This window comes from Methylobacterium platani (assembly GCF_001653715.1).
Classification (GTDB): domain Bacteria; phylum Pseudomonadota; class Alphaproteobacteria; order Rhizobiales; family Beijerinckiaceae; genus Methylobacterium; species Methylobacterium platani.
Map to the genome: position 1 here is coordinate 1 of NZ_LWHQ01000045.1, position 22,651 is coordinate 22,651.

Sequence of the window (22,651 nt, forward strand, 5' to 3'; positions counted from 1 at the left end):
GACGTGAACGGCGACGGGCGCGCCGACATCGTCGGCTTCGGCGAGGCCGGCGTCTACGTCGCCCTGGCCGACGGCAGCGGCGGCTTCGGCCAGGCCCAGCTCAAGCTGCAGAACTTCGGCGCCGGGGCGGAGGCCGGCGGCTGGGCCAGCGACGACAGGTACCACCGGGCCCTGGCGGACGTGAACGGCGATCGGCGTGCGGACATCGTCGGCTTCGGGGAAGCGGGCGTCTACGTCGCCTTCAGCCAGGATACGTCGTTCACCTGAGAGTCGTCCGGCTTCCGGGAAGCCGCTCCCGGAAGCCGGACCGGATCGTTACCGGCCGCGATCACGCGCGGACGACCTGCGCACGGGCGACGGCCAGTCCGTCGCAGCCCCCGGATGCTCCTCGCCGGTGCGGCCCATCGTCAGCACGGTTCGGTCCGGCTCGCCTCCCCCCGCCCCTGGCATGCCCCGCACTCCCCCTCGATCTCGACGATCCGGCTCGCCGGCTTGAATCCGGCCTGGGCGAGCGTCCGGTCCAGGCTGCGCTCGATCTCGGCGGAGATCGTCTCGTCGACGCTGCCGCAGCTGCGGCAGATCAGGAAGACCGCGCTCTCGCCGGCACCGTGGCCGTGCTCGCACGGGACGAAGGCGTTGCGGCTGGCGATGCGGTGGACGAGGCCGTGCTCGGTCAGGAAGTCGAGGGCGCGGTAGACCGAGACCGCGGCGACGCGCTTGCCCGGGGCGCTGAGGCGCTCGGCGATGTCGTAGGCGCCGAGCGGCCGGCCCTCCTCCGCCACCACCTCCAGCGTGCGCCGGCGCAGCGCCGTGAACTGCAGGCCGAGATCCTGCGCCAGCCGCTCGGCCCGCGCGACGAGGTCGGCCGTGCGGACGGGGCCGTGGCCGTGGCCGTGGGCATGGTCCCCGTGCGCGTGGTCGTGGTGCCCGCAGGTGCCGTGCTCGTCCATGCGCAAAAACCTCCCGGCGTCCCCGGTGCTTCCTACCCCAAGCCGGCGGCGGTTGACAGGTCCGGCCTGTTACAGTGTAACGACCGGGCCCTGGGCGGCCGTCGGCCGCCCCTCATATGGGGTTCGCGACGGTGCCCGAAGAGGGCGCGCCCGGATTCCGAGCGACGATTCGCCGATGCCGCATCACCATGGTCCCGCGCCGCGGGCCGACGCCGCCGTCCAGCGCCCGCTTCCCGTGCCGTTCTCCCTGCTGCGGCAGGGGCTGGCGCCGCGCCTCGCGGTCGCCGCCGGGCTCGCCGCCCTGGTCTGGGCCCTGATCGGGTGGGCCATGGCGTGAGCGCAGTGTCGGCACCCGGCGGCGCCCTGGTCTTCCGCGGCCTCACCCTCGGCTACGCCCGCCACCCGGCGGTCCACCACCTCGACGGCACCGTCCCGACCGGGTCGCTCACCGCGGTCGTCGGGCCGAACGGAGCCGGCAAGTCCACCCTTCTCAAGGGCATCATGGGCGAGATCGCGCCGCTCGAGGGCGCGGTCGTCCGTCCGGGCCTCGCGCGGCACGACATCGCCTACCTGCCCCAGGCGGCCGAGATCGACCGGGCCTTCCCGATCGGCGTGTTCGACCTCGTGGCGATGGGGCTGTGGCGACGGGTCGGGGCGTGGCGCCCGCTCAAGGCCCATCGCGCCGCCGTCGAGGCCGCGCTCGCCGCGGTCGGTCTCACCGGGTTCGAGCGCCGCCCGATCGGCACCCTGTCGGGCGGGCAGCTGCGCCGCGCGCTGTTCGCCCGCGTCCTCCTCCAGGACGCCCGGGTGATCCTCCTCGACGAGCCCTTCGCGGCGATCGATTCCCGCACCACCTACGAGCTGCTCGCCCTGGTGCGGGGCTGGCACGCGGAAGGGCGCACCGTCGTGGCGGTGCTGCACGACCTCGACCAGGTCGCGCGCCACTTCCCCGCGACCCTGCTGCTCGCCCGCGAGGCGGTGGCCTGGGGCCCGACGGCCGAGGTGCTGACCGCCGACAACCTGCGCCGCGCCCGCCGGCTCTGCGAGGCCTGGGACGAGGAGGCGCCGGTCTGCCGCGCGCCCGCGGCGGCGGCGCACGACCACGGCGCCCACGGCCCGCCGGACCATCTCTCCCACGACCACCACACGCACGGGCACGCCGCGTGATCGATGTCCTGACGGCGCCCTTCGTCGAGTTCGCCTTCATGCGCCGGGCGCTGGCCGGCTGCGTCGCCCTCTCGGTCGGCGCGGCGCCGGTCGGCGTGTTCCTGACCCTGCGCCGGATGAGCCTGATGAGCGAGGCGATGAGCCACGCCATCCTGCCCGGCGCCGCGGTGGGCTTCCTGTGGGCCGGGCTGTCGCTGCCGGCGATGACGCTGGGGGGCCTCGTCGCCGGCCTCGCCGTGGCCTTGCTCTCCGGGGTCGTCGCCCGCTCGACGGTCCTGCGCGAGGATGCGAGCCTGGCGGCGTTCTACCTCATCTCGCTCGCCGCCGGCGTGCTGCTGATCTCGGCCCGCGGCTCGTCGATCGACCTGCTGCACATCCTGTTCGGCACGGTGCTGGCGCTCGACGACGACGCGCTCCTGCTCCTCGGGGGCATCAGCACCGTGACGCTCGCCGGCCTCGCCGTCGCCTACCGGCCGCTGGTGATGGAATGCGTCGATCCGCTGTTCCTGCGCTCGGTCGGCCGGGCGAGCGGGCCGGTGCATTACGCCTTCCTGGCGCTGGTGGTACTCAACCTCGTCGGCGGCTTCGCGGCGCTCGGCACGCTGCTCGCCGTCGGCCTGATGCTGCTTCCGGCGATCGCGGCCCGGTTCTGGGCCCTCGACCTCACCGGGCTGATGCCGGCGGCGGTGATCCTGGCGCTGGCGGCGAGCGTGGCGGGCCTGCTCGTCTCCTACTACGCCGGCCTGCCGACCGGGCCGGCGATCGTGCTCTCGGCCGGGGTGCTGTACGTCGCCTCGATGCTGCTCGGGCCGCGCGGCGGCCTGGTGTGGCGGCTGCTGCCGTCCCGGCACCTCGAGGCCTGAACCTCGGCCGCCGATGCGGTCGCCGGTTCGGCAGCCCCGAGGCCGGGACGCGGATCTATTCGGGCCCCCGCGGCGGCTCGCCCCGATGCGCCGCCCGGCGGCACGCATCCGAGCAGTAGCGCACCTCGTCCCAGACCCGCTCCCACTTCTTGCGCCAGGCGAACGGCCGCCCGCACTGGGCGCAGGTCTTCTGCGGCAGGTCGCCCTTGCGGCGCATCTTCGGCATTCTCTAGCGCCCGGTCTTGCCCGCATCGGCCAGCGCGATGCTGCTCCAGCGGGCGATCTGCACGTAGCCGTCCCGGGCCGCGACCACGAGCTGGCGGCGATAATGGTGCACGACCGTGCCGGGGACGTGGCGGTGGCTCTCGGTCCAGCCATGGGCTTCCTGCACGAAGACCTTGCTGTCGTTGATCCGCGCCAGGGTCTCGATCGTCCCGAAGGCCCGGACCCGGCGCAGGATCGCCTCGACCGGCTGGCGGAAATCGAGGGTGCGGTCGAGGTCGGTCACCCGGGGCCAGTAGGCGCCGTCGCCCTGCGGCTCGGCCTTGCGCCACAGCGACGGCAGGTCGTGGGCGATCGGCCCGCGGGCGAGCCGCGCCGCCGCCACCTGGCAGCGCGTGAGCAGGGTCTCGTGCGTCTCGGCGCGCGAGAGCGGGAAGAGGTCCTGGGCTAGGATGTCGCCGATGTCGAAGCCCCCCTCGGCGAGCACGTGGGCGGTCACGCCCCAGGTCTCGTAGGAGTCGAGGACGGCGCGGAACAGCGGATAGGGCCCGCGCCCGTCCGGCAGCGGCGAGGGGTGGATGTTGAGGGCGTAGCGCACCCGGCCCGGCCAGCCGGTGATGAGCCAGGGATATCCCGCCACCACCAGGGCCCAGTCGCGGCCATGCTCGGCCGAGAGCGCCTCGAGATCGGCGACGCGGATGCGCGAGAGCTGGATCGGCACCCGGTGCCGCCGGGCGAGCGCCACCACCGCGTCGTTCTGGTCGTAGACCCCGTCGCAGGGGCGGGTGAACAGCTTGATCGGCTGCCAGCCCGCGGCGGCCAGGGCCTCGAACACACCGCCGAGGAAATCGATTCCCGCGAAGGCGAACTTCACACCGCAACTCCCTGACCCGTCCAGCCCCGGCGACCGGATCCCGCCCCGCCCGCCCCTGCGTCGGTTCGGCCCGGCCCGACCCTGCCGCCGATGCCGCCATTCGCTCTAGCTAGGGTTATGGGCAGCCGGAGGGGAGCCGCAATGGGGCATGTGTCGTTCAACGTTCCGCGCGCGGTGTCGCGTGCGCTGGCGAGAGGCTGACCGCGTTGCGCACGCTCCGCCTCGTCCTCGGCGACCAGCTCCATCCCCGGCTCGCCACCCTCACCGACCTCGATCCCGACACCGACACGGTGCTGATGGTCGAGGTCGCCGAGGAGGCGACCTATGTGCGCCACCACAAGCAGAAGCTGGTCTTGGTCTTCTCGGCCATGCGCCACTTCGCGGCCGACCTGCGCGATCGGGGCATCGCGGTCGACTACGTCGCCCTGGAGGATCCGGGCAATGCCGGGTCGTTCACCGCCGAGCTCGACCGGGCGGTCGCCCGTCACCGGCCCGACCGGATCGTCGTCACCGAGCCCGGCGAGTGGCGGGTCGAGGCGATGATGCGGGCCTGGGAGGAGCGGTTCGGCCGTCCCGTCGAGATCCGGGACGACACCCGCTTCCTGTGCCCGCGCCCGGTCTTCGCCCGCTGGGCCGAGGGGCGCGAGGCCTTGCGGATGGAGACGTTCTACCGCGCCATGCGCCGGCGCACCGGCCTCCTGATGGAGGGGCGCGACCCGGTCGGCGGGCGCTGGAACTTCGACCACGACAACCGCCGCCGCCTGCCCGCCGGCCACGCGGTGCCCGACCGGCTCCGCTTCCCGCCCGACGCGACGACGGAGGCGGTGATGGGCCTCGTCGCCCGCCGCTTCCCCGACCATTTCGGCGACCTCGACGGCTTCGCCTGGCCGGTCACCCGCGCCGAGGCGCTCGAGGCCCTGCGGCACTTCCTCGACGTCTGCCTGCCCGAGTTCGGCGACTACCAGGACGCGATGCGCGCCGGCACGCCGTTCCTGTATCACGGCCTGATCGCGCCGGCCCTCAATCTCGGTCTCCTCGACGCCGAGGAGGTCTGCCGGGCGGCGGAAGCACGCTGGCGCGACGGCTCGGCGCCCCTCAACGCCGTAGAGGGCTTCATCCGCCAGATCCTCGGCTGGCGCGAATACGTGCGCGGGGTCTACTGGACCCGGATGCCGGACTATCCCGAAACCAACGCCCTCGGCGCCACCCGCGACCTGCCGTGGTTCTACTGGTCGGGCGAGACCCGGATGGCCTGCCTCGCCGAATGCGTGCGGGACACCCGGGCGCATGCCCATGCCCACCACATCCAGCGCCTGATGGTGCTCGGCAACTTCGCCCTGCTGGCCGGCCTCGCGCCGGCCCAGGTCGAGGAGTGGTTCCTGGTGGTCTACGCCGACGCCTACGAGTGGGTGGAGCTGCCCAACGTCCACGGCATGGCGCTCTTCGCCGATGGCGGCCTCCTCGGCTCGAAGCCCTACGCGGCCTCCGGTGCCTATATCGACCGGATGTCGGACTATTGCGGCGCCTGCGCCTACGACGTGAAGAAGAAGGCGGGGCCGAAGGCCTGCCCGTTCAACTACCTGTACTGGAACTTCCTGATCGCCCACGAGGACACCTTGAGCGGCAATCCGCGCATGGCGATGCCGTACCGCACCCTGGGGCGGATGTCGGCGGCGCGGCGCGGCGAGATCGCGGCCGATTCGACCCGCTTCCTCGCGTCGCTCGACCCGTCAGAGGGGCAGCCAGGCGGTGAGCGTGCCGTAGACGCCCGGGCGCCGGACCTGTTCCTCGTAGGCGTAGCCCGCTGAGACGCGCAGGCTCACCCGGTCCAGCGCGACCTCGGTGGCGTGGAGGCCGAGGCTCCATCTCCGGTAGCCGGTCCGGTCGGCATAGAGCGCCGCCTCCGGCCCGACATAGGCCTTCGCGAGGGCGGCAATGCCCGCCTCCGGCAGCCGGGCGCCCCAGGCCGCCCGGCCCCAGAGGCTCCAGCGGGCGGTCCCGGCGACCAGCGTCGCGGTGACGAGGGTCGCCTCGGTCGGGCGCACCCACATTTCGCCCTGCACGCGCAGCCCCGGCCGCGGCGCCGGCAATCGCCGGGTCGCGGGCGAATCCAGCACCTCGAAGGCGAGTTCGGGGCCGGCGAAGAGCGCGACGACGCCCGAGTCGCGCAGCCATTGCCAGCCCGCCAGGGCGCCGGCCTGCACGGTGTGGCGAAACGTGCGGGGCGGGCGCCCGCCGGCCGGGCCGCGCGGGTCGCCCCACCAGTCCCGCTCCGGCCGCAGGCCGTAGCCGAGGGTCGCGAGGGCGACGAAGCCGTCCCGGCCGGTCCCGCCGGGCGCGAGCTTGGCACCGGCGCCGACGAAGGTGGAGCGGCCCGCATCCAGGCTGCCGAACAGCACGGTCCGGACCTCCTCGCGCTCGTCGGCGCGCAGGGCGTCGGGGCAGGCGAGGCTTGCCGCCGCACAGAGCAGGACCGGGCTGACCGAAGGACGAGGCACGGCGTCCGGGACCATCGTTGCGGTGATGGAAATATCTTTTCCATGGAACGCTGCGTCAAGCGGATGCCGGCATCGCATCACAGGCGATCGACGGCGCCCGGGATCGTGTCTCTCGCAGGCCCGCGGCCGGACCGGCGACGAGCCCGGTCGGCAACCCGGGGATCCCTGCGGGACCGGTCTGCCGGATCCTGTCAGCACTCGTGTAGAGAGGCTGCCATGACTTGAAAGATCGACGGATCGACGCCGATTCCGGCTTGAGCTTAAGCACTCGTTAACCGCATCATCGGACCCTTGGTCGGCAAACAGCTGTGCATCCGAGAAGGAACATCGAAAGCCGAGGAGGTTTCATGGTCTCGAAGGAGTTCCGGCAGCAGATCGAGGGATACGGGCTGACGACGGCCCACATCCTCTACCGCATCCCCGATCACCCCGGCGTGCTGCAGACCTTTGTCTGGCAGGATTACGACCTCGCCCCGCGCTTCCCGGTGCTCACCGGCTTCCTCGATTTCTGGAAGCGCGAGCTCGACGGGCCGCTGCATTCGGTACGGGTTGCCCATTCCCAGCTCGTCAAGCCGGCGGAGTTCCGCGCCGTGAACGGGGTGCTGACGCTGCATTGAGCGGGGACGCGGCGCGGTTTCTTCGCCCGCTGCCCTACGATTGCCCGGTTGACCGTGTGTGAGGCCTCCACAGCCGCGCTCCTCGCGTGCGGCGCTCACGTCGGTGAACCATGCACAGGCGCATTCTCTCCGCGGCCGAGCCGCTTCGACGGCGGCTCCGGCCCCTCCTCGCCGGCGGGCCGGGTCGTGCCGATCTGGGCGCGGGGAACACCCATGCCCGCGGGTTGGCCCGGGCGGCGGAGTGGGCTAGAGGGGGCCGGGCGACCCCGGCCCGGGGCGCCGCGCCTCCGTTCGGGGGCGCCACGACCCAGCCGGGAGGCGCCTCCCCGGTACCCGACGGCCAGAATCCCGTGACCCAATTCGCCCGAACCTCCGAGGTCCTGACCGTCCTCGCCGCGCAGGACTCCGAGCGGCTGACCGTCGGCGACATCGTGGCGGTGCTGCGCGACCGGGCCTTCGCGCTGCTCGTCGTGCTGCTCGGCCTGCCGAATTGCCTGCCGATGCCGCCGCCGATCCCGCTGATCTGCGGCCTGCTCCTCGCGCTCGTCGCGGCGCAGCTCGCCGCCGGCATGTCGGCCCCCTGGCTGCCGCGCGCCCTCCTCGGCCGCTCGATCGCCCGGTCCGACCTGCAGCGGGCGGTCAACCGCGCGGTGCCGCTGCTGCGCCGTCTCGAGCGCTGGTCGCGGCCGCGGCTGCGGGTGTTCGAGAACGACATCGGCATGCGCACCATGGGGCTGCTGCTGCTGGCGCTCTCGCTCGTGCTGATCGTCGCCGCTCCGCTCGTCGGCCAGATCCCGCTCGGCCTCGCCGTCACCCTCGTCGGCCTCGGCCTCGTCGAGCGCGACGGCATCGTGGTCGCGGCGGGCCTCGGCATCGGCGTGCTCGGCGTGCTCCTGAACCTCGGCTTCGTCTACGCGGTGTTCACCGCCGTGGTCGGGCTGCTGAACCTGGGGGCCGCCGCGGCGGGGGCGTAATACCGCGGCGCCCTCGGACGGATCCGCTCGAGGGCGCTGGCTGAGCCCGCAACGACCCTGTCTCCTCGCGCCGACGCCGATGCGAAGGCGCGAGCGTATGAATCACGACAGCCCGGCCAACGCCGCCGGCGTATCCACGTCGACCAGCACCCCCGCATCCTCCACCGGCAGGTCCAGCACGTCGCTGCGCCGCGCGAGCAGCGGGCCGGCGCCGCGATCGCCCGTGAGCGTGGCGAGCCCCTCGGCGAGGAGGCGGCGGTTGAGCAGGACCGGGTTGCCGCGCTGTCCCTCCCGCACCGGCACCACCGCGGACGGCGCGACATGGGCCGTCCGGAAGGCCTCGGCGAGCTGCACCAGCAGGCCGGGCCCGACCCGCGGCATGTCGCCGAGCAGCACCAGCGATGCCCCGATCGTCTCCGGCAGGGCCGCCAGCCCGGCGCGCAGCGACGTCGACAGGCCTTCGGCGTAGTCGCGATTCTCGACGAGCGTCAGCGGCAATCCGGCCAGGGCCGCCCGCACCGCGTCGGCGGCATGGCCGAGCACGGCCACGACCGGCCCGAGATCCGCCGCCAGGGCGGCCTCGGCGGCGTGGCGCACCAGCGGCTTGCCGTCGAGCGGGCTCAGGAGCTTCGGGCTCGCGCCGAAGCGGGTGCCGCGGCCGGCGGCGAGCAGGACCGTCCCGACCGGGTCACGCATCGTCGGCGCTCGCGCCGCCGTCCCGCGGCTGGGGCCGCGACACGATCTCCATCAGGAGGCCGCCGACCCCGAACCCGACGATGTCGCCGCGGGTGACCGGGAGACCGGACAGCAGTCGCTGCAGCACCCAGTCGAAGCCGTTCTCCTTCGGCGAGCGGGCGCAGCCGGGCGCCCCGATCACCGGCACGGGATGCCGCGAGTCCTGACCGAGCCGGCCCAGCAGCAGCAGGTTGCCCGGATCGACCGGCATGCCGAGATGGTCGACGACGCCGCCCGCCGCCTCGATCCCGGCCGGGATCACGTCGCGCCGGTCGGCGATGGCCGAGGCGCCGAACACCACGGCGAGCTCCGCACGGTCGCGCTCGATCGCGTGGCGCAGGGCGTGGGCCACCGCCCCGGCCTCGTGCGGCACCCGGACCTCGCCGACGAGGCGGGCGCCGGCTGGTGCCAGCCGCGCCTCGAGGGTGCGCAGGGTCTTGTCGACCACGCTCGCCTTGAGGCCCGGCAGCAGGGTCGAGATCGCCGCCACCCGGGTCAGGCGGTAGGGCGCGACCCGGATCGCCGGGGCCGCGGCGGCGAGCGCCCGCTCCAGGACCGCGCCCGGCACCGCATAGGGTATGATCTTGACGGTCGCCACCATCTCGCCGGCCACGACCGGCTTGTACGGCACCAGGGTCGCGAGGGTCACCGCCTCGTCGACGCGGTTGACGGCGCCGATCGCCGCCTCGTCGAGGACAAGCAGGCCGGCCTGCGCGGCGTGCAGGTTGGCCCGGCCGGTGAAGGGCGGCTCGACGGCGACGCCCGGCCCCGCCACCGCGGCGGCGAGCCGGGCGGCCGCCGCGTCCTCGCCGACATCGTCCGGTTCGAGGCGGACCGCCACCACCTCGGCGATGCCGGCCGCGGCGAGCCGGGCGGCATCCTCCGCGGCGATCGCCCGGCCCTTCCTCACCACCGCATCGCCGGCGCGCACCGAATGGGCGGCGATCAGCCCGACGGACTCCGCGACGGGAACCGGGCCGAACCTCATGCGGGGGCCCGGCGGCGATCCTGCCGCAGGGACGCGATGACCTGGGCGAGCACCGAGACGGCGATCTCGGCCGGGCTGACCGCCCCGATATCGAGGCCGATCGGCGCGGCGATGCGGGCGATCTGCTCAGGCGCCAGGCCGGCGGCGGTCAGGCGCTCGACGCGCTTGCCGTGGGTTTTTCGCGAGCCCAGCGCCCCGACGTAGAAGGATTCGGCCTTCAGCGCCGCGATCAGCGCCGGGTCGTCGATCTTCGGGTCGTGGGTCAGGGCCGCGAGCGCGGTGTAGCGATCGAGCGGCGGCAGTTGCGCCAGGGCGTCGTCCGGCCAGAGCGGCAGCAAGGTCACGTCGGGAAACCGCTCCGGCGTCGCGAAGGCGGTGCGCGGGTCGATGACGGTGACGTCGAGGTCGGTCGCCTGCGCCATCGGGGCGAGCGCCTGGCTGATATGGACGGCGCCGATCACCACGAGGCGCGGCGGCGGTACCTGCACGGTCAGGAACAGCGAGCGCCCCTCGGCCTCGACGGTCCCGCTCCTGCCGGATCGGAACCGGTCCGCGAGTTCGGCGGCCAGCGGATCGCCCTCCGCCTCGGTCTCGCGCACCAGGCGCTGGCCGCCGTCGGCCGTGTCGGTGACCAGGATGACGGCGCGGCGGGCGGCGCGCTCCCGATTCATCTCCCGCAGGATGTCGAGCTTCACGCGACCGGCTCGACCAGCACGCGGATGCGCCCGCCGCAGGACAGGCCGACCCGCCAGGCGGTCTCGTCGGCGACGCCGAATTCGAGCACCCGGGGCTTGCCGTCCTCGATCACGTCGGCGGCCTCGGCGATGACCGCGCCCTCGACGCAGCCGCCCGAGACCGAGCCGAGGAAGTTGCCCTCCTGGTCGATGATCAGATGGGAGCCGACCGGGCGCGGGGCCGAGCCCCAGGTCTCGATCACGGTGGCGAGCGCCACGCCGCGGCCGGCGTCACGCCAGGCCTCGGCGGTGGCGAGGATGTCGGTGTCTGTCGACAGCATCGGGCAAGGTCTCCGGGGCCATCAGCCCCGTTACAACAGGTAGGTGTCAGCCGGCTTCGCGCAACCACGCCTTCGGCTCGCGGCCGCGCGGCTGGTGCGCGCCGAGCGCGCGGCAGAGGTCGGCCATCGCCGACAGGCTGTGGATCGGCCGGAAATCGTCGACGTGGGGCAGCATCGCCCGGATGCCGCTCGCCCGGGCCGAGAAACCGTCGAAGCGCAAGAGCGGGTTGAGCCAGACCAGCCGCCGGCACGAGCGCCGCAGCCGGTCCATCTCGTGGGTCAGTTCCGGCGTCACCTCGCGCTCGAGCCCGTCGGTGAACAGCAGCACCACGGCGCCGCCGCCGAGCACCCGGCGCGACCAGTGCCGGTTGAACAGGTGCAGGGCCTCGGCGATGCGGGTGCCGCCCTCCCAGTCCTGCGCCCGGGCGCTGGCGCGGGACAACGCCTCGTCCGGGTCGCGCCGGGTCAGCTCCCGGGTGATGTTGGTGAGCCGCGTCGCGAAGACGAAGCTGTGCACCCGCCGCTGCTCGCTCATGGCGTGCAGGAAGTGCAGGAACAGGCGCGAATACTCCGCCATCGAGCCGGAGATGTCGCACAGCGCCACGATCGGCGGCGGCCGCTCCCGCGGCGCCCGGAAGGCGAGATCGATGGCGCCGCCGGCCCGCACCGTGCGCTGGAAGCTGCGCCGCGGGTCGATCCGCCCGCGCGGCCGCGCCTCGAACCGCCGGGTCCGGGTGGCGTCGTCGGGAAGCCGCAGGCCTGCGATGAGCCGGCGGGCCTGCGCGACCTCGTCGGCGCTCATCTGGGCGAAGTCCTTGCCCTTCAGCACCTCGGCCTGCGACACCGACAGGGTGACGGTGGTGAGATCCTCCTCCGTGATCCTGGGCTTGGGCCGCTCGGTCTTCGGCGACAGGGCCTCCTGCACCCGCAGCGCCCCGGCATTCGGGGGTTTGGGCGGCGCCTTGTCGGGGGCGACCGGCGACATCTGGGCGATCATCTTCTCGATGAGGTCGCGCCGGCGCCAGAACAGCCGGAACGCCTCGGCGAACAGGGTCGCGTGCTCGCGCCGCCGCACCAGCACGGCGTGCAGCGTCCAGTAGAAATCCTCGCGGCTGCCGATGCCGGCGGCCTCGACCGCCGCGACGGCGTCGATCACGTCGCCGGGCCCGACCGGCACGCCCGCTTTTCGTAGCGCCCGGGCGAAGTAGGCGATGTTGTCCGGGAGGCGGCCGGAGCCCGCGGGCGCCTCGCTCATCCGGCGGAGGACCGCACCTCGTCGAGCAGCGCCTTGGCGCGCCCGCCCTGCATCGCCTGGATGTCGTCCTGGTACTTCAGCAGCACGCCGAGCGTGTCGATGACCAGCGTCGGATCGAGCGCGATGGCGTCGAGCTCGACGAGCGCGGTGGCCCAGTCCAGCGTCTCGGCGACGCCCGGCGCCTTGAACAGGTCTTCCTTGCGGATCGCCTGCACGAAGGCGACGACCTGGCGCGACAGGGCTTCGGGCGCGTGCGGCAGGCGGGTGCGCAGGATCTGCAGCTCGCGCTCCGCGTCCGGGTAGTCGACCCAGTGGTAGAGGCAGCGGCGCTTGAGGGCGTCGTGGATCTCCCGGGTGCGGTTCGAGGTCAGGATCACCAGCGGCGGCTCGGGCGCGCGGATGGTGCCGAGTTCGGGGATCGTGACCTGGAAGTCGGACAGCACCTCGAGCAGGAAGGCCTCGAACGCCTCGTCGGTGCGGTCGAGCTCGTCGATCAGCAGCACCGGCGCACCGCCCGCGCCGGGCTCCAGCGCCTGGAGCAGCGGCCGGCGGATCAGGTAGCGCTCGGAGAACAGCTCGGATTCGAGCCGCTCGCGGTCGACGGCGCCGCCGGCCTCGGCGAGGCGGATCGCCATCATCTGGCCGGCATAGTTCCACTCGTAGACCGCGGCGGCGACGTCGAGCCCCTCGTAGCATTGCAGCCGGATCAGCGGCCGGCCGAGCGATCTCGCCAGCACCTTGGCGATTTCGGTCTTGCCGACGCCGGCCTCCCCTTCGAGGAAGAGCGGGCGCTGGAGCTTGAGCGACAGGAACACCACGGTGGAGAGCGCCCGGTCGGCGACGTAGCCGGCCGACGAGAGCAGCGCCTGGGTGGCGTCGATGGAGGTGGGGAGGGTCATTCGGCGGAGGGGGCTTCTCGCGGGGGCGGTCGCGTCCGCCGGGGTATCGCTGTGTGAAATATTGAGGCGAGCCGCTGCCCGTCCAGTCCCTTCTCCGCAGAGGTGGGGATGTACAGGGAAAGACGACGCGCGGGCCTCCCCCTCTCCCCGCGGGCGGGGAGAGGGCCGACGACACCTTGTCGTGTCGTCGGCAAGCGGAGGCGCAGCCGGAGCGAGGGTGAGGGGGTCTCGACGAGTGAGGCTCCCCCGGAAATACCCCCTCACCCTCGCCCTGCGGGCTGCCTTCACCCCCGACAAGGGGGGTGAAGGCCTCTCCCCGCCCGCGGGGAGAGGGGAAACCCGCGCCTTGTTCTTTCTCCGCACAACCCTACCGCAGAAGGGGGGAGGGTTGGCGATTGAGGTCACACCTTACCGATCCGCCGCCTTCTGCACGGCGCGCCGCGCCATCACGCCGATCAGGTGGGCCCGGTAATCGGCATCGGCGTGGATGTCGCTGTTGAGGCCGCTCGCCGACGGCGACATGCCTTCGAGCGACTTCGCGGAGAAGCGCTTGGCGAGCGCCTCCTCGGCCTCGGTCCAGCGGAAAACGCCGTTCGAGCCGGCGCCCGTCACGGTCACCCGGATGTCGCTCGGGCGCTTGGCGACGAACACGCCGACGAGGGCGTAGCGCGAGGCCGGGTTGCGGAACTTCTCGTAGGCGGCCTTGTGGGGGATCGGGAACGAGACCCCGGTGACGATCTCGCCCTCCTCCAGCGCCGTCTCGAACAGGCCGGTGAAGTATTCTTCCGCCGTGAGCTTGCGCTTGTTGGTGCTGATCGTCGCCCCGAGCGCGAGGCAGGCCGCCGGATAATCCGCGGCCGGATCGTTGTTGGCGACCGAGCCGCCGATCGTGCCGCGGTGGCGCACCGCCGGATCGCCGATGAGCGCCGCGAGTTCGGCGAGCGCGGGGATCGCCTCCTTCACGTCGGCCGAATCGGCCACCGCGCCGTGGGTGGTCATGGCGCCGATGGTGATCGAGCGCGGGCTGCGCTCGATGCCGACGAGGTCCGGCACCTTGCCGAGGTCGATCAGCGTGCCGGGGGCGGCCAGCCGCTGCTTCATCGTCGGGATCAGGGTGTGGCCGCCGGCGACGAGCTTGGCGTCCTCGCCGGCGAGCAGGCTCACCGCCTCCTTGAGGCTGGTCGGCTGGTGATAGGCGAAAGCGTACATGAGGCTCTCCAGACTTGGATTTATTCCGCGGCTTCCGGGCGCAGGTGGGGGCTGCCTTGAGCCGCCCGCCACACCGCCAGGGGTGTCGCCGGCATCGCGATGTTCTCGTGGCCGAGCGCGTCGGTGAGCGCGTTCATCACCGCCGCCGGGGCCGCGATGGCGCCGGCCTCGCCGCAGCCCTTGATGCCGAGCGGGTTCGACGGGCACGGCGTCACCGTCATGCCGACCTCGAACGAGGGCAGGTCGGCGGCGCGGGGCATGCGGTAATCCATGAAGCTCGCGGTGACGAGCTGGCCGTCGGAATCGTACAGCGCCCCCTCGAACAGGGCCTGGCCGACGCCCTGCGCGATGCCGCCATGGACCTGGCCCTCGACGATCATCGGGTTGATGACGTTGCCGAAATCGTCGACCGCCGTGAACCTCTCGATGGTGACGACGCCGGTATCGGGATCGATCTCGAGCTCGCAGATGTGCATCCCGGCCGGGAAGGTGAAGTTGGTGGGATCGTAGAACGCCCCCTCCTTCAGCCCCGGCTCGAGCTGCGCGCCGCTGAACTTGTGGGCGACGTAGGCCTGCAACGCCACCTCGCCGAACGCGAGCGACTTGTCGGTGCCGGCGACCGAGAACCGGCCGTCCTTGAACTCGATGTCGTCCTCGCCGGCCTCGAGCGCGTAGGCCGCGACCTTGCGGCCCTTGGCCACCACCTTGTCGATCGCCTTGGCGATGGCCGACATGCCGACCGCGCCGGAGCGCGAGCCGTAGGTGCCCATGCCGAACTGCACCTTGTCGGTGTCGCCGTGCACGATGGTGACGCTCTCGATCGGCACGCCGAGCCGGTCGGAGACGAGCTGGGCGAAGGTGGTCTCGTGGCCCTGGCCGTGGCTGTGCGAGCCGGTCAGCACCTCGATCGAGCCGGTCGGGTTCACCCGGACCTCGGCCGATTCCCACAGGCCCACGCCGGCGCCCAGCGACCCGACCGCCTGCGAGGGAGCGATGCCGCAGGCCTCGATGTAGGACGAGAAGCCGATGCCCCGCAGCTTGCCGTTGCGGGCGCTCTCGCGCCGGCGGCGGGGAAAGCCCTTGTGGTCGGCGATCTCCAGCGCCTTGTCGAGCGAGGCCGAGTAGTCGCCGCCATCGTACATCATGATGACGGGGGTCTGGTGCGGGAAGCTCTTGACGTAGTTCTTGCGCCGGAACTTCGCCGGGTCCTGGTTCAGCTCGCGCGCCGCGACCTCGACCAGCCGCTCGATGACGAAGGTCGCCTCCGGCCGCCCGGCGCCGCGATAAGCGTCGACCGGCGCGGTGTTGGTGTAGACGCCATCGACCTCGCAGTAGATCGCCGGGATGTTGTACTGGCCCGACAGGAGCGGCGCGTAGAGGTAGGTCGGGACCGACGACGAGAAAGTCGAGAGATAGGCACCGAGATTGGCGATGGTGTGGACCTTGAGGGCCAGGATTTTGCCGCCTTCGTCCATCGCGAGCTCGGCATGGGTGACGTGGTCGCGGCCGTGGGCGTCGCACAGGAACGCCTCGGTGCGGTCGCTGGTCCACTTCACCGGCCGGCCGACCTTCTTCGCCGCCCAGACGCAGACCGTCTCCTCGGCGTAGATGAAGATCTTCGAGCCGAAGCCGCCGCCGACGTCGGGCGCCACCACCCGCAGCTTGTTCTCCGGCGCGATGCCGATGAAGGCCGAGAGCACGAGGCGCGCGACGTGCGGATTCTGGCTCGTGGTGTAGAGGGTGAACGCCTCCTCGGCCTCGTCGTACTCGCCGACCGCCGCGCGCGGCTCGATCGGGTTCGGCACCAGCCGGTTGTTGACGATGTCGAGCGTCGTCACGTGCGCCGCGCGGGCGAAGGCCGCCTCGACGTCGGCCTGGTTGCCCAGATGCCAGTTGAAGACGGTGTTGTCGGGGGCGACGTCGTGCACCACCGTGCCGGCGCCCGCGGCTTTCGCGGTCTCGACCACCGCGGGCAGCACGTCGTAATCGACGGTGATCGCCTCGGCGGCGTCCTTGGCCTGGGCCAGGGTCTCGGCGATGACCACCGCGACGTGGTCGCCGACGTAGCGCACCTTGCCTTGCGCGAGCGCCGGATGCGCCCCGGCCTTCATCGGCGTGCCGTCCTTGGAATGGATCATCCAGCCGCAGATCAGGCCGCCGACCTTGTCGGCCGCGAGGTCCTCGCCGGTCAGGATTCCGACGACGCCCGGCATCCCTGCCGCGGCCGAGGTGTCGATGGCGCGGATCGTGGCATGGGCGTGCGGCGAGCGCAGGAAGGAGGCGTGGGCCTGGCCCGGACGGTTGTAGTCGTCGACGTAGCGGCCCTTGCCGGTGATGAAGCGCTGGTCTTCCTTGCGGCGCACCGAGGCGCCGATACCCGTGGCGGTCATGGGCGTGTCTCTCCCGGATTTGGCCTCGCGGGCCGGCGCCGAGGGCCGGCCTCGTTCTCGGTGGCGTTTGTTGTTGGTCCGGATGGCGCGGACGGGATTCGGTGTGTCGCAGGTCTGAAACCCTCCCCCGCAGAGGGGGGGGGGGAGGGTTGGGCGTCGCGCTACTCCGCCGCGACCTTCTGCGGCTCGGCCGCCATGTTCTCGGCGCCCGCGGCGATCGCCTTGACGATGTTGTGATAGCCGGTGCAGCGGCAGATGTTGCCTTCCAGCTCGTCCCGGATGGTGTGCTCGTCGAGCGAATTGCCCTTGCGGCGCACCAGGTCGACGGCAGTCATGATCATGCCCGGGGTGCAGTAGCCGCACTGCAGGCCGTGATGCTCGCGGAAGGCCGCCTGCATCGGGTGCAGCTCGCCGCCGGAGGCCAGACCCTCGATGGTGGTCACCGACCGGCCGTCGCACTGCACCGCCAGCACGGTGCAGGCCTTGATCGCCTCGCCGTCGAGATGGACCACGCAGGCGCCGCACTGGCTGGTATCGCAGCCGACATGGGTGCCGGTGAGGCGAAGGTTCTCGCGCAGGTACTGCACCAGCAGCGTGCGCGGATCGATGTCGGCGGTCACGGCCTTGCCGTTCACCGTCAGGCTGACAGCGCTCATGGGTGACGTCCTCCTCCTGGACCAGGACACCTTGGCCGGAAACCCGCAGGTCCTGTGCGTCGGACCCTGTCGCGCGTGGTGGCCGGGCCGGCCGTGCCTCTCTGGAATCGCTCGAATTCGAGTGTCGACCGGCCGGAAGCGCCGGTCAAGGCGCCCCGCCCCGCCTTTTTGGCGCCGAAACCGGCCGATTTCGCCCGGTTTCGGGCATTTCGCCCATTTGCCTCGCAACAAGTTGATCGCGGGCGATGCAATCGGGCTCAGGCGGCCGTGGTCTCGCCCGCGGCGCCGCCCTGGACCTCCTTGGCGAACGTGTCGAAGAAGGTGTCGGCGTATTTCTTGGCGACGCCGTTGATCAGGCGACCGCCGAGCTGGGCGAGCTTGCCGCCGACGCTGGCCTCGACGTCGTAGGTCATCTTGGTCTGGCCGCCCTCGGCCGGCTCGAGGCGCACCACCGCCCCGCCCTTGGCGAAGCCCGCGACGCCGCCCTGGCCCTCGCCGGTGATGCGGTAGCCGTTCGGCGGATCGATGTCGGTCAGCGTCACCTTGCCCTTGAAGGTCGCCTTGACCGGCCCGACGGCGATCTTGGCCGAGGCCTGCAGATCGTTGTCCCCGACCTTCTCGAGAGTGTCGCAGCCCGGGATGCAGCGCTTGAGCACCTCCGGGTCGTTGAGCTTCTCCCACACGGTCTGCTGGTCGGCCGGCAGCACGACCTCGCCGGTCATCGTCATCGCCATGGCGGCCCTCCCCCCTTGTTGGTTGCGAAACAGGCTTCGCCCGGAGGGTAGCGGAGCCGTAGCGTCAGGACCAGCCGGGCTTTCGCACACCCGCCCGGCTTGACCCGATTGTCGTGTGGTGCGGTGCTTGCTAAGGCTCACGTCAAGGGATGGCCGCGACACCCGGATGACGGGGCGCGGCCGGGGAGGCACGGGCGGAACGCCCGCGAACGGAGAACGTGACCGCATGGAGGTCTTCGCGCAGCAGCTCATCAACGGGCTGACGCTGGGGTCGATCTACGGCCTCATCGCCATCGGCTACACGATGGTGTTCGGCATCATCGGCATGATCAACTTCGCCCACGGCGACGTCTTCATGCTCTCGGCGTTCATCGCGCTGATCACCTTCCTGATCGTCACGACCTGGCTCGGCATCTCGTCGATCGCGCTCGCCCTCCTGATCGTCCTGGTCTGCGCGATGCTGCTGACGGCCCTGTGGGGCTGGGCGATCGAGCGGATCGCCTACCGCCCCCTGCGCGGCTCGTTCCGGCTGGCACCGCTGATCTCGGCGATCGGCGTCTCGATCTTCCTGTCGAACTTCGTCCAGGTGGTGCAGGGCGCCCGCAACAAGCCGACGCCGCCGATGATGCGCGACGTGATCACGCTGTGGACCGGGGATAACGGTTACGCGGTGGCGCTGTCCTACAAGCAGATCATCATCATGCTGACCACGGTCGTGCTGCTCGCCGGGTTCTGGTACCTGGTGCAGAAGACCCCGCTCGGCCGGGCGCAGCGCGCCTGCGAGCAGGACCGCAAGATGGCCGCCCTCCTCGGCATCGACGTCGACCGCACCATCTCGCTGACCTTCGTGCTGGGCGCGGCCCTCGCGGCGGTCGCCGGCACGATGTACCTGCTCTATTACGGCGTGGTCTCGTTCTCGGACGGCTTCACCCCCGGCGTGAAAGCCTTCACGGCGGCGGTGCTCGGCGGCATCGGCAGCCTGCCCGGCGCGGTGCTCGGCGGCCTCCTCATCGGCCTCGTCGAGACCTTCTGGTCGGCGTATTTCTCCATCGAGTACAAGGACGTGGCGGCGTTCTCGATCCTCGCGATCGTGCTCATCTTCATGCCCTCCGGCATCCTCGGCCGTCCCGAGGTCGAGAAGGTCTGATGGCGAACCCGGCCAACACCGTGGCGGCGCCCGGCGCCCCCGACCGCGCCGCGACCGACATGGCGGCGATCGTCAAGGACGCGGCGTTGTTCGCGCTCGTGACCTTCGGGCTGTGCATCCCGATCGTCGCCTTCCGCACCGACCTGAGCCAGACCTCTTCCCTCGACCTCGTGCCGCGCTGGGGCCTGGTCGCGATCCTGTGCGGCCTCGTCTTCGTCGGGCGCCTCGCCCAGCGGCTGGTCCTCGCCAACCGCGACGCCCGCCGGGCGCTGACCCCGTCGCCGGCCCAGGCGACGGAGGCGGTCCACGCCGAGCCGAACGCCTCTCAGAAGATCTCCGGCTACGCCCTTCCCGCCTTCCTCGGCGTGACGCTGGCCTTCCCGCTGCTGGCGGTGCTCGGCACCGGGGGCCTCGGCGAGTCGCGCTACTGGATCGACCTCGGCATCCTGATCCTCACCTACGTGATGCTGGGCTGGGGCCTCAACATCGTGGTCGGCCTCGCGGGCCTCCTCGATCTCGGCTACGTCGCGTTCTACGCCGTCGGCGCCTATTCCTATGCGCTGCTCTCGACGGTGTTCGGGCTGTCGTTCTGGGTCTGCCTGCCGCTCGCCGGCCTGTTCGCGGGCCTGTGGGGCATGGTGCTGGGCTTCCCCGTGCTGCGGCTTCGCGGCGACTACCTCGCCATCGTGACGCTCGCCTTCGGCGAGATCATCCGCCTGGTGCTGATCAACTGGACCGACTTCTCGGGCGGCGCCGCGGGCATCTCGTCGATCCCGCGCGCCACCTTCTTCGGCGTGCCGTTCACGGCGGACGAGGACGGGTTCGCCGCGATGGTCGGGCTCGACTTCAGCCCGATGCACCGGGTGATCTTCCTCTACTACCTGATCCTGACGCTGGCGCTGATCACCAACGGCGTGACGCTGCGCCTGCGCCGGCTGCCGATCGGCCGGGCCTGGGAGGCCCTGCGCGAGGACGAGATCGCCTGCCGCTCGCTCGGCATCAACACCACCAACACCAAGCTCACCGCCTTCGCGCTCGGCGCGATGTTCGGGGGCTTTGCCGGCTCGTTCTTCGCGGTGCGGCAGGGCTTCGTCAGCCCGGAGAGCTTCAACTTCCTCGAGAGCGCGATCATCCTGGCGATCGTGGTGCTCGGCGGCATGGGCTCGCAGATCGGCGTCGCGGTCGCCGCCGTCGCGATGGTCGGCGGGCCGGAGCTCCTGCGCAACCTCGGCTTCCTCAAGGCGGTGTTCGGCGACGGGTTCGATCCGAGCGAGTACCGCCTGCTCCTGTTCGGCCTCGCCATGGTGGTGATGATGATCTGGCGCCCCCGCGGCCTGATCTCGGAGCGCTCGCCCTCGATCGTCCTGAAGGAGCGCAAGCGCATCTCGGGCTCCCTCGTGAAGGAGGGTCACGGCTGATGGCACACTCCGCGTCCCCCTCCTCGCTCGCCTCCCCCCGCATGGCCGATCCCGTCCTGACGGTGGACCACGTCACCATGCGGTTCGGCGGCCTCGTCGCCGTCAACGACCTGTCGTTCCGGGTCGGCCGCGGCGACATCACGGCACTGATCGGCCCGAACGGCGCCGGCAAGACCACGGTCTTCAACTGCATCACCGGCTTCTACAAGCCGACGGAAGGCATGATGACCCTGCGCCACCGCGACGGGTCCGAGTTCCTGCTGGAGCAGCTGCCCGGCTACGCGGTGAACCGGCGCGCGCACGTCGCGCGCACGTTCCAGAACATCCGCCTGTTCACCGGCATGACCGTGCTGGAGAACCTGCTGGTCGCGCAGCACAACCCGCTGATGCTGGCCTCCGGCTTCACCCTCGCGGGGCTCATCGGCCTGCCGGTCTACCGGCGGGCCGAGAAGGCGGCGATCGAGAAGGCGAAGGCGTGGCTCGAGCGCATCCACCTGATGCACCGCGCCGACGATCCGGCCGGCGACCTGCCCTACGGCGACCAGCGCCGGCTCGAGATCGCCCGCGCGATGTGCACCGATCCGGTCCTGCTCTGCCTCGACGAGCCGGCCGCCGGCCTCAACCCGCGCGAATCGCTGCTCCTCAACGACCTGCTGCGGGCGATCCGCGACGACTACGACACCTCGGTGCTGCTCATCGAGCACGACATGTCGGTGGTGATGGAGATCTCCGACCACGTCGTGGTGCTCGATTACGGCACCAAGATCGCCGACGGCACGCCGACGGAGATCCAGAGCGACCAGAGCGTCATCGCCGCCTATCTGGGCGTCGAGGACGAGGAGGTGGAGCAGGTCGAGGCGGAGGTGGGAGTATGAGCGTCGCCGGCATCAACGTCCTCAAGGACGAGACCCGTGCCCGGGCCGCCGGCTCCCGGGCGCCGCTCCTCACGGTGCGCGGGGTCAAGACCTATTACGGCAACATCATCGCGCTCAAGGGCGTCGATCTCGACGTCAACGAGGGCGAGATCGTCACGCTAATCGGCGCCAACGGCGCCGGCAAGTCGACCCTGATGATGACGATCTTCGGCTCGCCCCGGGCGCGCGAGGGCACCATCACCTATGCGGGCCGCGACATCACCCGGATGCCGACCCACGAGATCGCCCGCCTCAACCTGGCGCAGTCGCCGGAGGGGCGGCGGATCTTCCCGCGCATGACCGTCTACGAGAACCTGCAGATGGGGGCGTCGGTCAACGGCGGCGCCCATTTCGAGCAGGACCTGGAGCGGGTCTGCACGATGTTCCCGCGGCTCAAGGAGCGGCTCTACCAGCGCGGCGGCACCATGTCGGGCGGCGAGCAGCAGATGCTGGCGATCGCCCGCGCCCTGATGAGCCGGCCGCGGCTGCTGCTCCTCGACGAGCCGTCGCTCGGCCTCGCGCCGCTGATCGTCAAGCAGATCTTCTCGGCCATCAAGGAGCTCAACGAGCGCGACGGCATGACGGTCTTCCTCGTCGAGCAGAACGCCTACCACGCGCTCAAGCTCGCGCATCGCGGCTACGTCATGGTCACCGGCACCATCACGATGTCGGGCACCGGCAAGCAGCTCCTCGACGACCCGTCGGTGAAGGCGGCCTATCTCGAGGGAGGACGGCACTGATGCAGGGGATCCTCTACGAGGAGAGCACGATCTGGCTCTTCCTGCTCGTCACGGTGGTGATGGGCGGCTGGATGGCCTGGATGATCGGGCGCGGCATCGCGCTCGGCTGGAAGCCGTACTGGCAGGCGGCGGTCTCGCTGCTGCTGCTCGGCCTCGCCGTGCGCTTCATCCACTACGCCCTGTTCGAGGGCACGCTGTTGTCGCCGCGCTACTACGTCGTCGACACGCTCGTGCTGCTCGTCATCGGCTCGGCCGGCTACCGCGCCACGCGGGCGCGGCAGATGACGACGCAGTACCGCTGGCTCTACGAGCGCAGCGGTCCCCTGACCTGGCGGGCCAAGGCCGGCGCGAAGGCCGGCGCCTGACGCCCCTGCCCTCCTGCGCCC

General features: G+C 71.6%; 26 protein-coding genes. 12 read left to right on the plus strand and 14 right to left on the minus strand.

Annotation, left to right across the window (positions count from 1 at the left end):
• On the plus strand, positions 1 to 267 hold a 267-nt coding region (locus A5481_RS22160; protein WP_197514224.1), incomplete at its 5' end, for an FG-GAP repeat domain-containing protein.
• Positions 268 to 407: 140 nt separating this feature from the next.
• Here the strand turns inward: A5481_RS22160 and A5481_RS22165 are convergent.
• Positions 408 to 950: a Fur family transcriptional regulator gene (locus tag A5481_RS22165; protein WP_064504307.1), complete on the minus strand. Its 543-nt coding sequence runs from the start codon at positions 948 to 950 to the stop codon at positions 408 to 410.
• 175 nt (positions 951 to 1,125) lie between these two features.
• Here A5481_RS22165 and A5481_RS35370 point away from each other — a divergent pair, with 175 nt between their 5' ends.
• From A5481_RS35370 to A5481_RS22175, 3 genes are read left to right on the plus strand one after another with little or no spacing between them, the layout of a single operon-like run.
• A complete protein-coding gene (locus A5481_RS35370; protein ID WP_245239247.1) occupies positions 1,126 to 1,287 on the plus strand; it encodes a hypothetical protein in 162 nt (53 codons plus the stop codon).
• Complete coding sequence (gene aztA / locus A5481_RS22170) at positions 1,284 to 2,117, plus strand: zinc ABC transporter ATP-binding protein AztA (RefSeq protein WP_048437483.1); 834 nt, start codon at positions 1,284 to 1,286, stop codon at positions 2,115 to 2,117. The genes A5481_RS35370 and aztA overlap by 4 nt, the downstream gene beginning before the upstream one ends.
• Positions 2,114 to 2,980 carry a metal ABC transporter permease gene (locus tag A5481_RS22175; RefSeq protein ID WP_048437484.1) on the plus strand — a complete coding sequence of 289 codons (867 nt, stop codon included), beginning with the start codon at positions 2,114 to 2,116 and terminating at the stop codon, positions 2,978 to 2,980. Before aztA ends, A5481_RS22175 begins: the two co-directional genes overlap by 4 nt.
• A gap of 55 nt (positions 2,981 to 3,035) precedes the next feature.
• Here A5481_RS22175 and A5481_RS22180 read toward each other — a convergent pair whose 3' ends face one another.
• Both A5481_RS22180 and A5481_RS22185 read right to left on the minus strand, forming a co-directional pair.
• Positions 3,036 to 3,206, minus strand: a complete 171-nt coding sequence (locus A5481_RS22180; protein ID WP_156312198.1) for a DUF2256 domain-containing protein — start codon at positions 3,204 to 3,206, stop codon at positions 3,036 to 3,038.
• Positions 3,207 to 3,209: 3 nt separating this feature from the next.
• Positions 3,210 to 4,076, minus strand: a complete 867-nt coding sequence (locus A5481_RS22185; protein ID WP_048437485.1) for a methionyl-tRNA formyltransferase — start codon at positions 4,074 to 4,076, stop codon at positions 3,210 to 3,212.
• Positions 4,077 to 4,282: 206 nt separating this feature from the next.
• Here A5481_RS22185 and A5481_RS22190 point away from each other — a divergent pair, with 206 nt between their 5' ends.
• Positions 4,283 to 5,884 (plus strand): cryptochrome/photolyase family protein, encoded by a 1,602-nt coding sequence (locus A5481_RS22190; RefSeq protein ID WP_064504308.1) that lies wholly within the window; start codon positions 4,283 to 4,285, stop codon positions 5,882 to 5,884.
• On the opposite strand, the gene bcsS is transcribed toward A5481_RS22190, so the two are convergent.
• On the minus strand, positions 5,807 to 6,574 hold the full coding sequence (bcsS, locus tag A5481_RS22195; protein ID WP_245239166.1) for a cellulose biosynthesis protein BcsS: 768 nt from the start codon (positions 6,572 to 6,574) through the stop codon (positions 5,807 to 5,809). The two genes, A5481_RS22190 and bcsS, sit on opposite strands and share 78 nt — an antisense overlap.
• Before the next feature lie 347 nt (positions 6,575 to 6,921).
• Here bcsS and A5481_RS22200 point away from each other — a divergent pair, with 347 nt between their 5' ends.
• Positions 6,922 to 7,191, plus strand: coding sequence for an usg protein (locus A5481_RS22200; RefSeq protein WP_048436897.1), 270 nt, complete (start codon positions 6,922 to 6,924; stop codon positions 7,189 to 7,191).
• Between the two features lie 350 nt (positions 7,192 to 7,541).
• Entirely contained in the window at positions 7,542 to 8,165 is a 624-nt protein-coding gene (locus tag A5481_RS22205) for an exopolysaccharide biosynthesis protein (RefSeq protein WP_048436898.1), read from the plus strand.
• A gap of 102 nt (positions 8,166 to 8,267) precedes the next feature.
• Here the strand turns inward: A5481_RS22205 and A5481_RS22210 are convergent, their stop codons facing one another.
• The 10 genes from A5481_RS22210 to A5481_RS22255 all read right to left on the minus strand — a co-directional run bounded on the left by A5481_RS22210 (position 8,268) and on the right by A5481_RS22255 (position 18,046).
• Positions 8,268 to 8,861 (minus strand): nucleotidyltransferase family protein, encoded by a 594-nt coding sequence (locus A5481_RS22210; RefSeq protein WP_048436899.1) that lies wholly within the window; start codon positions 8,859 to 8,861, stop codon positions 8,268 to 8,270.
• Positions 8,854 to 9,888, minus strand: coding sequence for a molybdopterin-binding domain-containing protein (locus tag A5481_RS22215; protein ID WP_048436900.1), 1,035 nt, complete (start codon positions 9,886 to 9,888; stop codon positions 8,854 to 8,856). Before A5481_RS22215 ends, A5481_RS22210 begins: the two co-directional genes overlap by 8 nt.
• A complete protein-coding gene (locus A5481_RS22220; protein WP_048436901.1) occupies positions 9,885 to 10,583 on the minus strand; it encodes an XdhC family protein in 699 nt (232 codons plus the stop codon). Before A5481_RS22220 ends, A5481_RS22215 begins: the two co-directional genes overlap by 4 nt.
• On the minus strand, positions 10,580 to 10,903 hold the full coding sequence (locus A5481_RS22225; RefSeq protein ID WP_048436902.1) for an XdhC family protein: 324 nt from the start codon (positions 10,901 to 10,903) through the stop codon (positions 10,580 to 10,582). Before A5481_RS22225 ends, A5481_RS22220 begins: the two co-directional genes overlap by 4 nt.
• 46 nt (positions 10,904 to 10,949) lie before the next feature.
• Positions 10,950 to 12,158: a vWA domain-containing protein gene (locus A5481_RS22230; protein ID WP_064504309.1), complete on the minus strand. Its 1,209-nt coding sequence runs from the start codon at positions 12,156 to 12,158 to the stop codon at positions 10,950 to 10,952.
• Positions 12,155 to 13,057, minus strand: a complete 903-nt coding sequence (locus A5481_RS22235) for an AAA family ATPase (RefSeq protein WP_064504310.1) — start codon at positions 13,055 to 13,057, stop codon at positions 12,155 to 12,157. The genes A5481_RS22230 and A5481_RS22235 overlap by 4 nt, the downstream gene beginning before the upstream one ends.
• A 408-nt stretch (positions 13,058 to 13,465) precedes the next feature.
• The gene (locus A5481_RS22240) at positions 13,466 to 14,266 is read right to left on the minus strand and encodes an FAD binding domain-containing protein (protein WP_048434924.1); all 801 of its coding nucleotides are present in this window, start codon (positions 14,264 to 14,266) and stop codon (positions 13,466 to 13,468) included.
• Between the two features lie 20 nt (positions 14,267 to 14,286).
• On the minus strand, positions 14,287 to 16,656 hold the full coding sequence (locus A5481_RS22245) for a xanthine dehydrogenase family protein molybdopterin-binding subunit (RefSeq protein WP_064504311.1): 2,370 nt from the start codon (positions 16,654 to 16,656) through the stop codon (positions 14,287 to 14,289).
• Between the two features lie 161 nt (positions 16,657 to 16,817).
• On the minus strand, positions 16,818 to 17,312 hold the full coding sequence (locus A5481_RS22250; RefSeq protein ID WP_064504312.1) for a (2Fe-2S)-binding protein: 495 nt from the start codon (positions 17,310 to 17,312) through the stop codon (positions 16,818 to 16,820).
• 257 nt (positions 17,313 to 17,569) lie between these two features.
• On the minus strand, positions 17,570 to 18,046 hold the full coding sequence (locus tag A5481_RS22255; RefSeq protein WP_048435882.1) for an SRPBCC family protein: 477 nt from the start codon (positions 18,044 to 18,046) through the stop codon (positions 17,570 to 17,572).
• Between the two features lie 226 nt (positions 18,047 to 18,272).
• On the opposite strand from A5481_RS22255, the gene A5481_RS22260 reads away from it, so the two are divergent.
• From A5481_RS22260 to A5481_RS22280, 5 genes are read left to right on the plus strand one after another with little or no spacing between them, the layout of a single operon-like run.
• The gene (locus A5481_RS22260; RefSeq protein ID WP_048435881.1) at positions 18,273 to 19,193 is read left to right on the plus strand and encodes a branched-chain amino acid ABC transporter permease; all 921 of its coding nucleotides are present in this window, start codon (positions 18,273 to 18,275) and stop codon (positions 19,191 to 19,193) included.
• Positions 19,193 to 20,611 carry a high-affinity branched-chain amino acid ABC transporter permease LivM gene (gene livM, locus A5481_RS22265; RefSeq protein WP_048435880.1) on the plus strand — a complete coding sequence of 473 codons (1,419 nt, stop codon included), beginning with the start codon at positions 19,193 to 19,195 and terminating at the stop codon, positions 20,609 to 20,611. Before A5481_RS22260 ends, livM begins: the two co-directional genes overlap by 1 nt.
• Complete coding sequence (locus tag A5481_RS22270) at positions 20,611 to 21,486, plus strand: ABC transporter ATP-binding protein (protein WP_048435879.1); 876 nt, start codon at positions 20,611 to 20,613, stop codon at positions 21,484 to 21,486. Before livM ends, A5481_RS22270 begins: the two co-directional genes overlap by 1 nt.
• Positions 21,483 to 22,265: an ABC transporter ATP-binding protein gene (locus tag A5481_RS22275; protein WP_048435878.1), complete on the plus strand. Its 783-nt coding sequence runs from the start codon at positions 21,483 to 21,485 to the stop codon at positions 22,263 to 22,265. The genes A5481_RS22270 and A5481_RS22275 overlap by 4 nt, the downstream gene beginning before the upstream one ends.
• Complete coding sequence (locus A5481_RS22280) at positions 22,265 to 22,630, plus strand: DUF6867 family protein (protein WP_048435877.1); 366 nt, start codon at positions 22,265 to 22,267, stop codon at positions 22,628 to 22,630. The genes A5481_RS22275 and A5481_RS22280 overlap by 1 nt, the downstream gene beginning before the upstream one ends.
• The last annotated feature ends 21 nt before the right edge of the window (positions 22,631 to 22,651 follow it).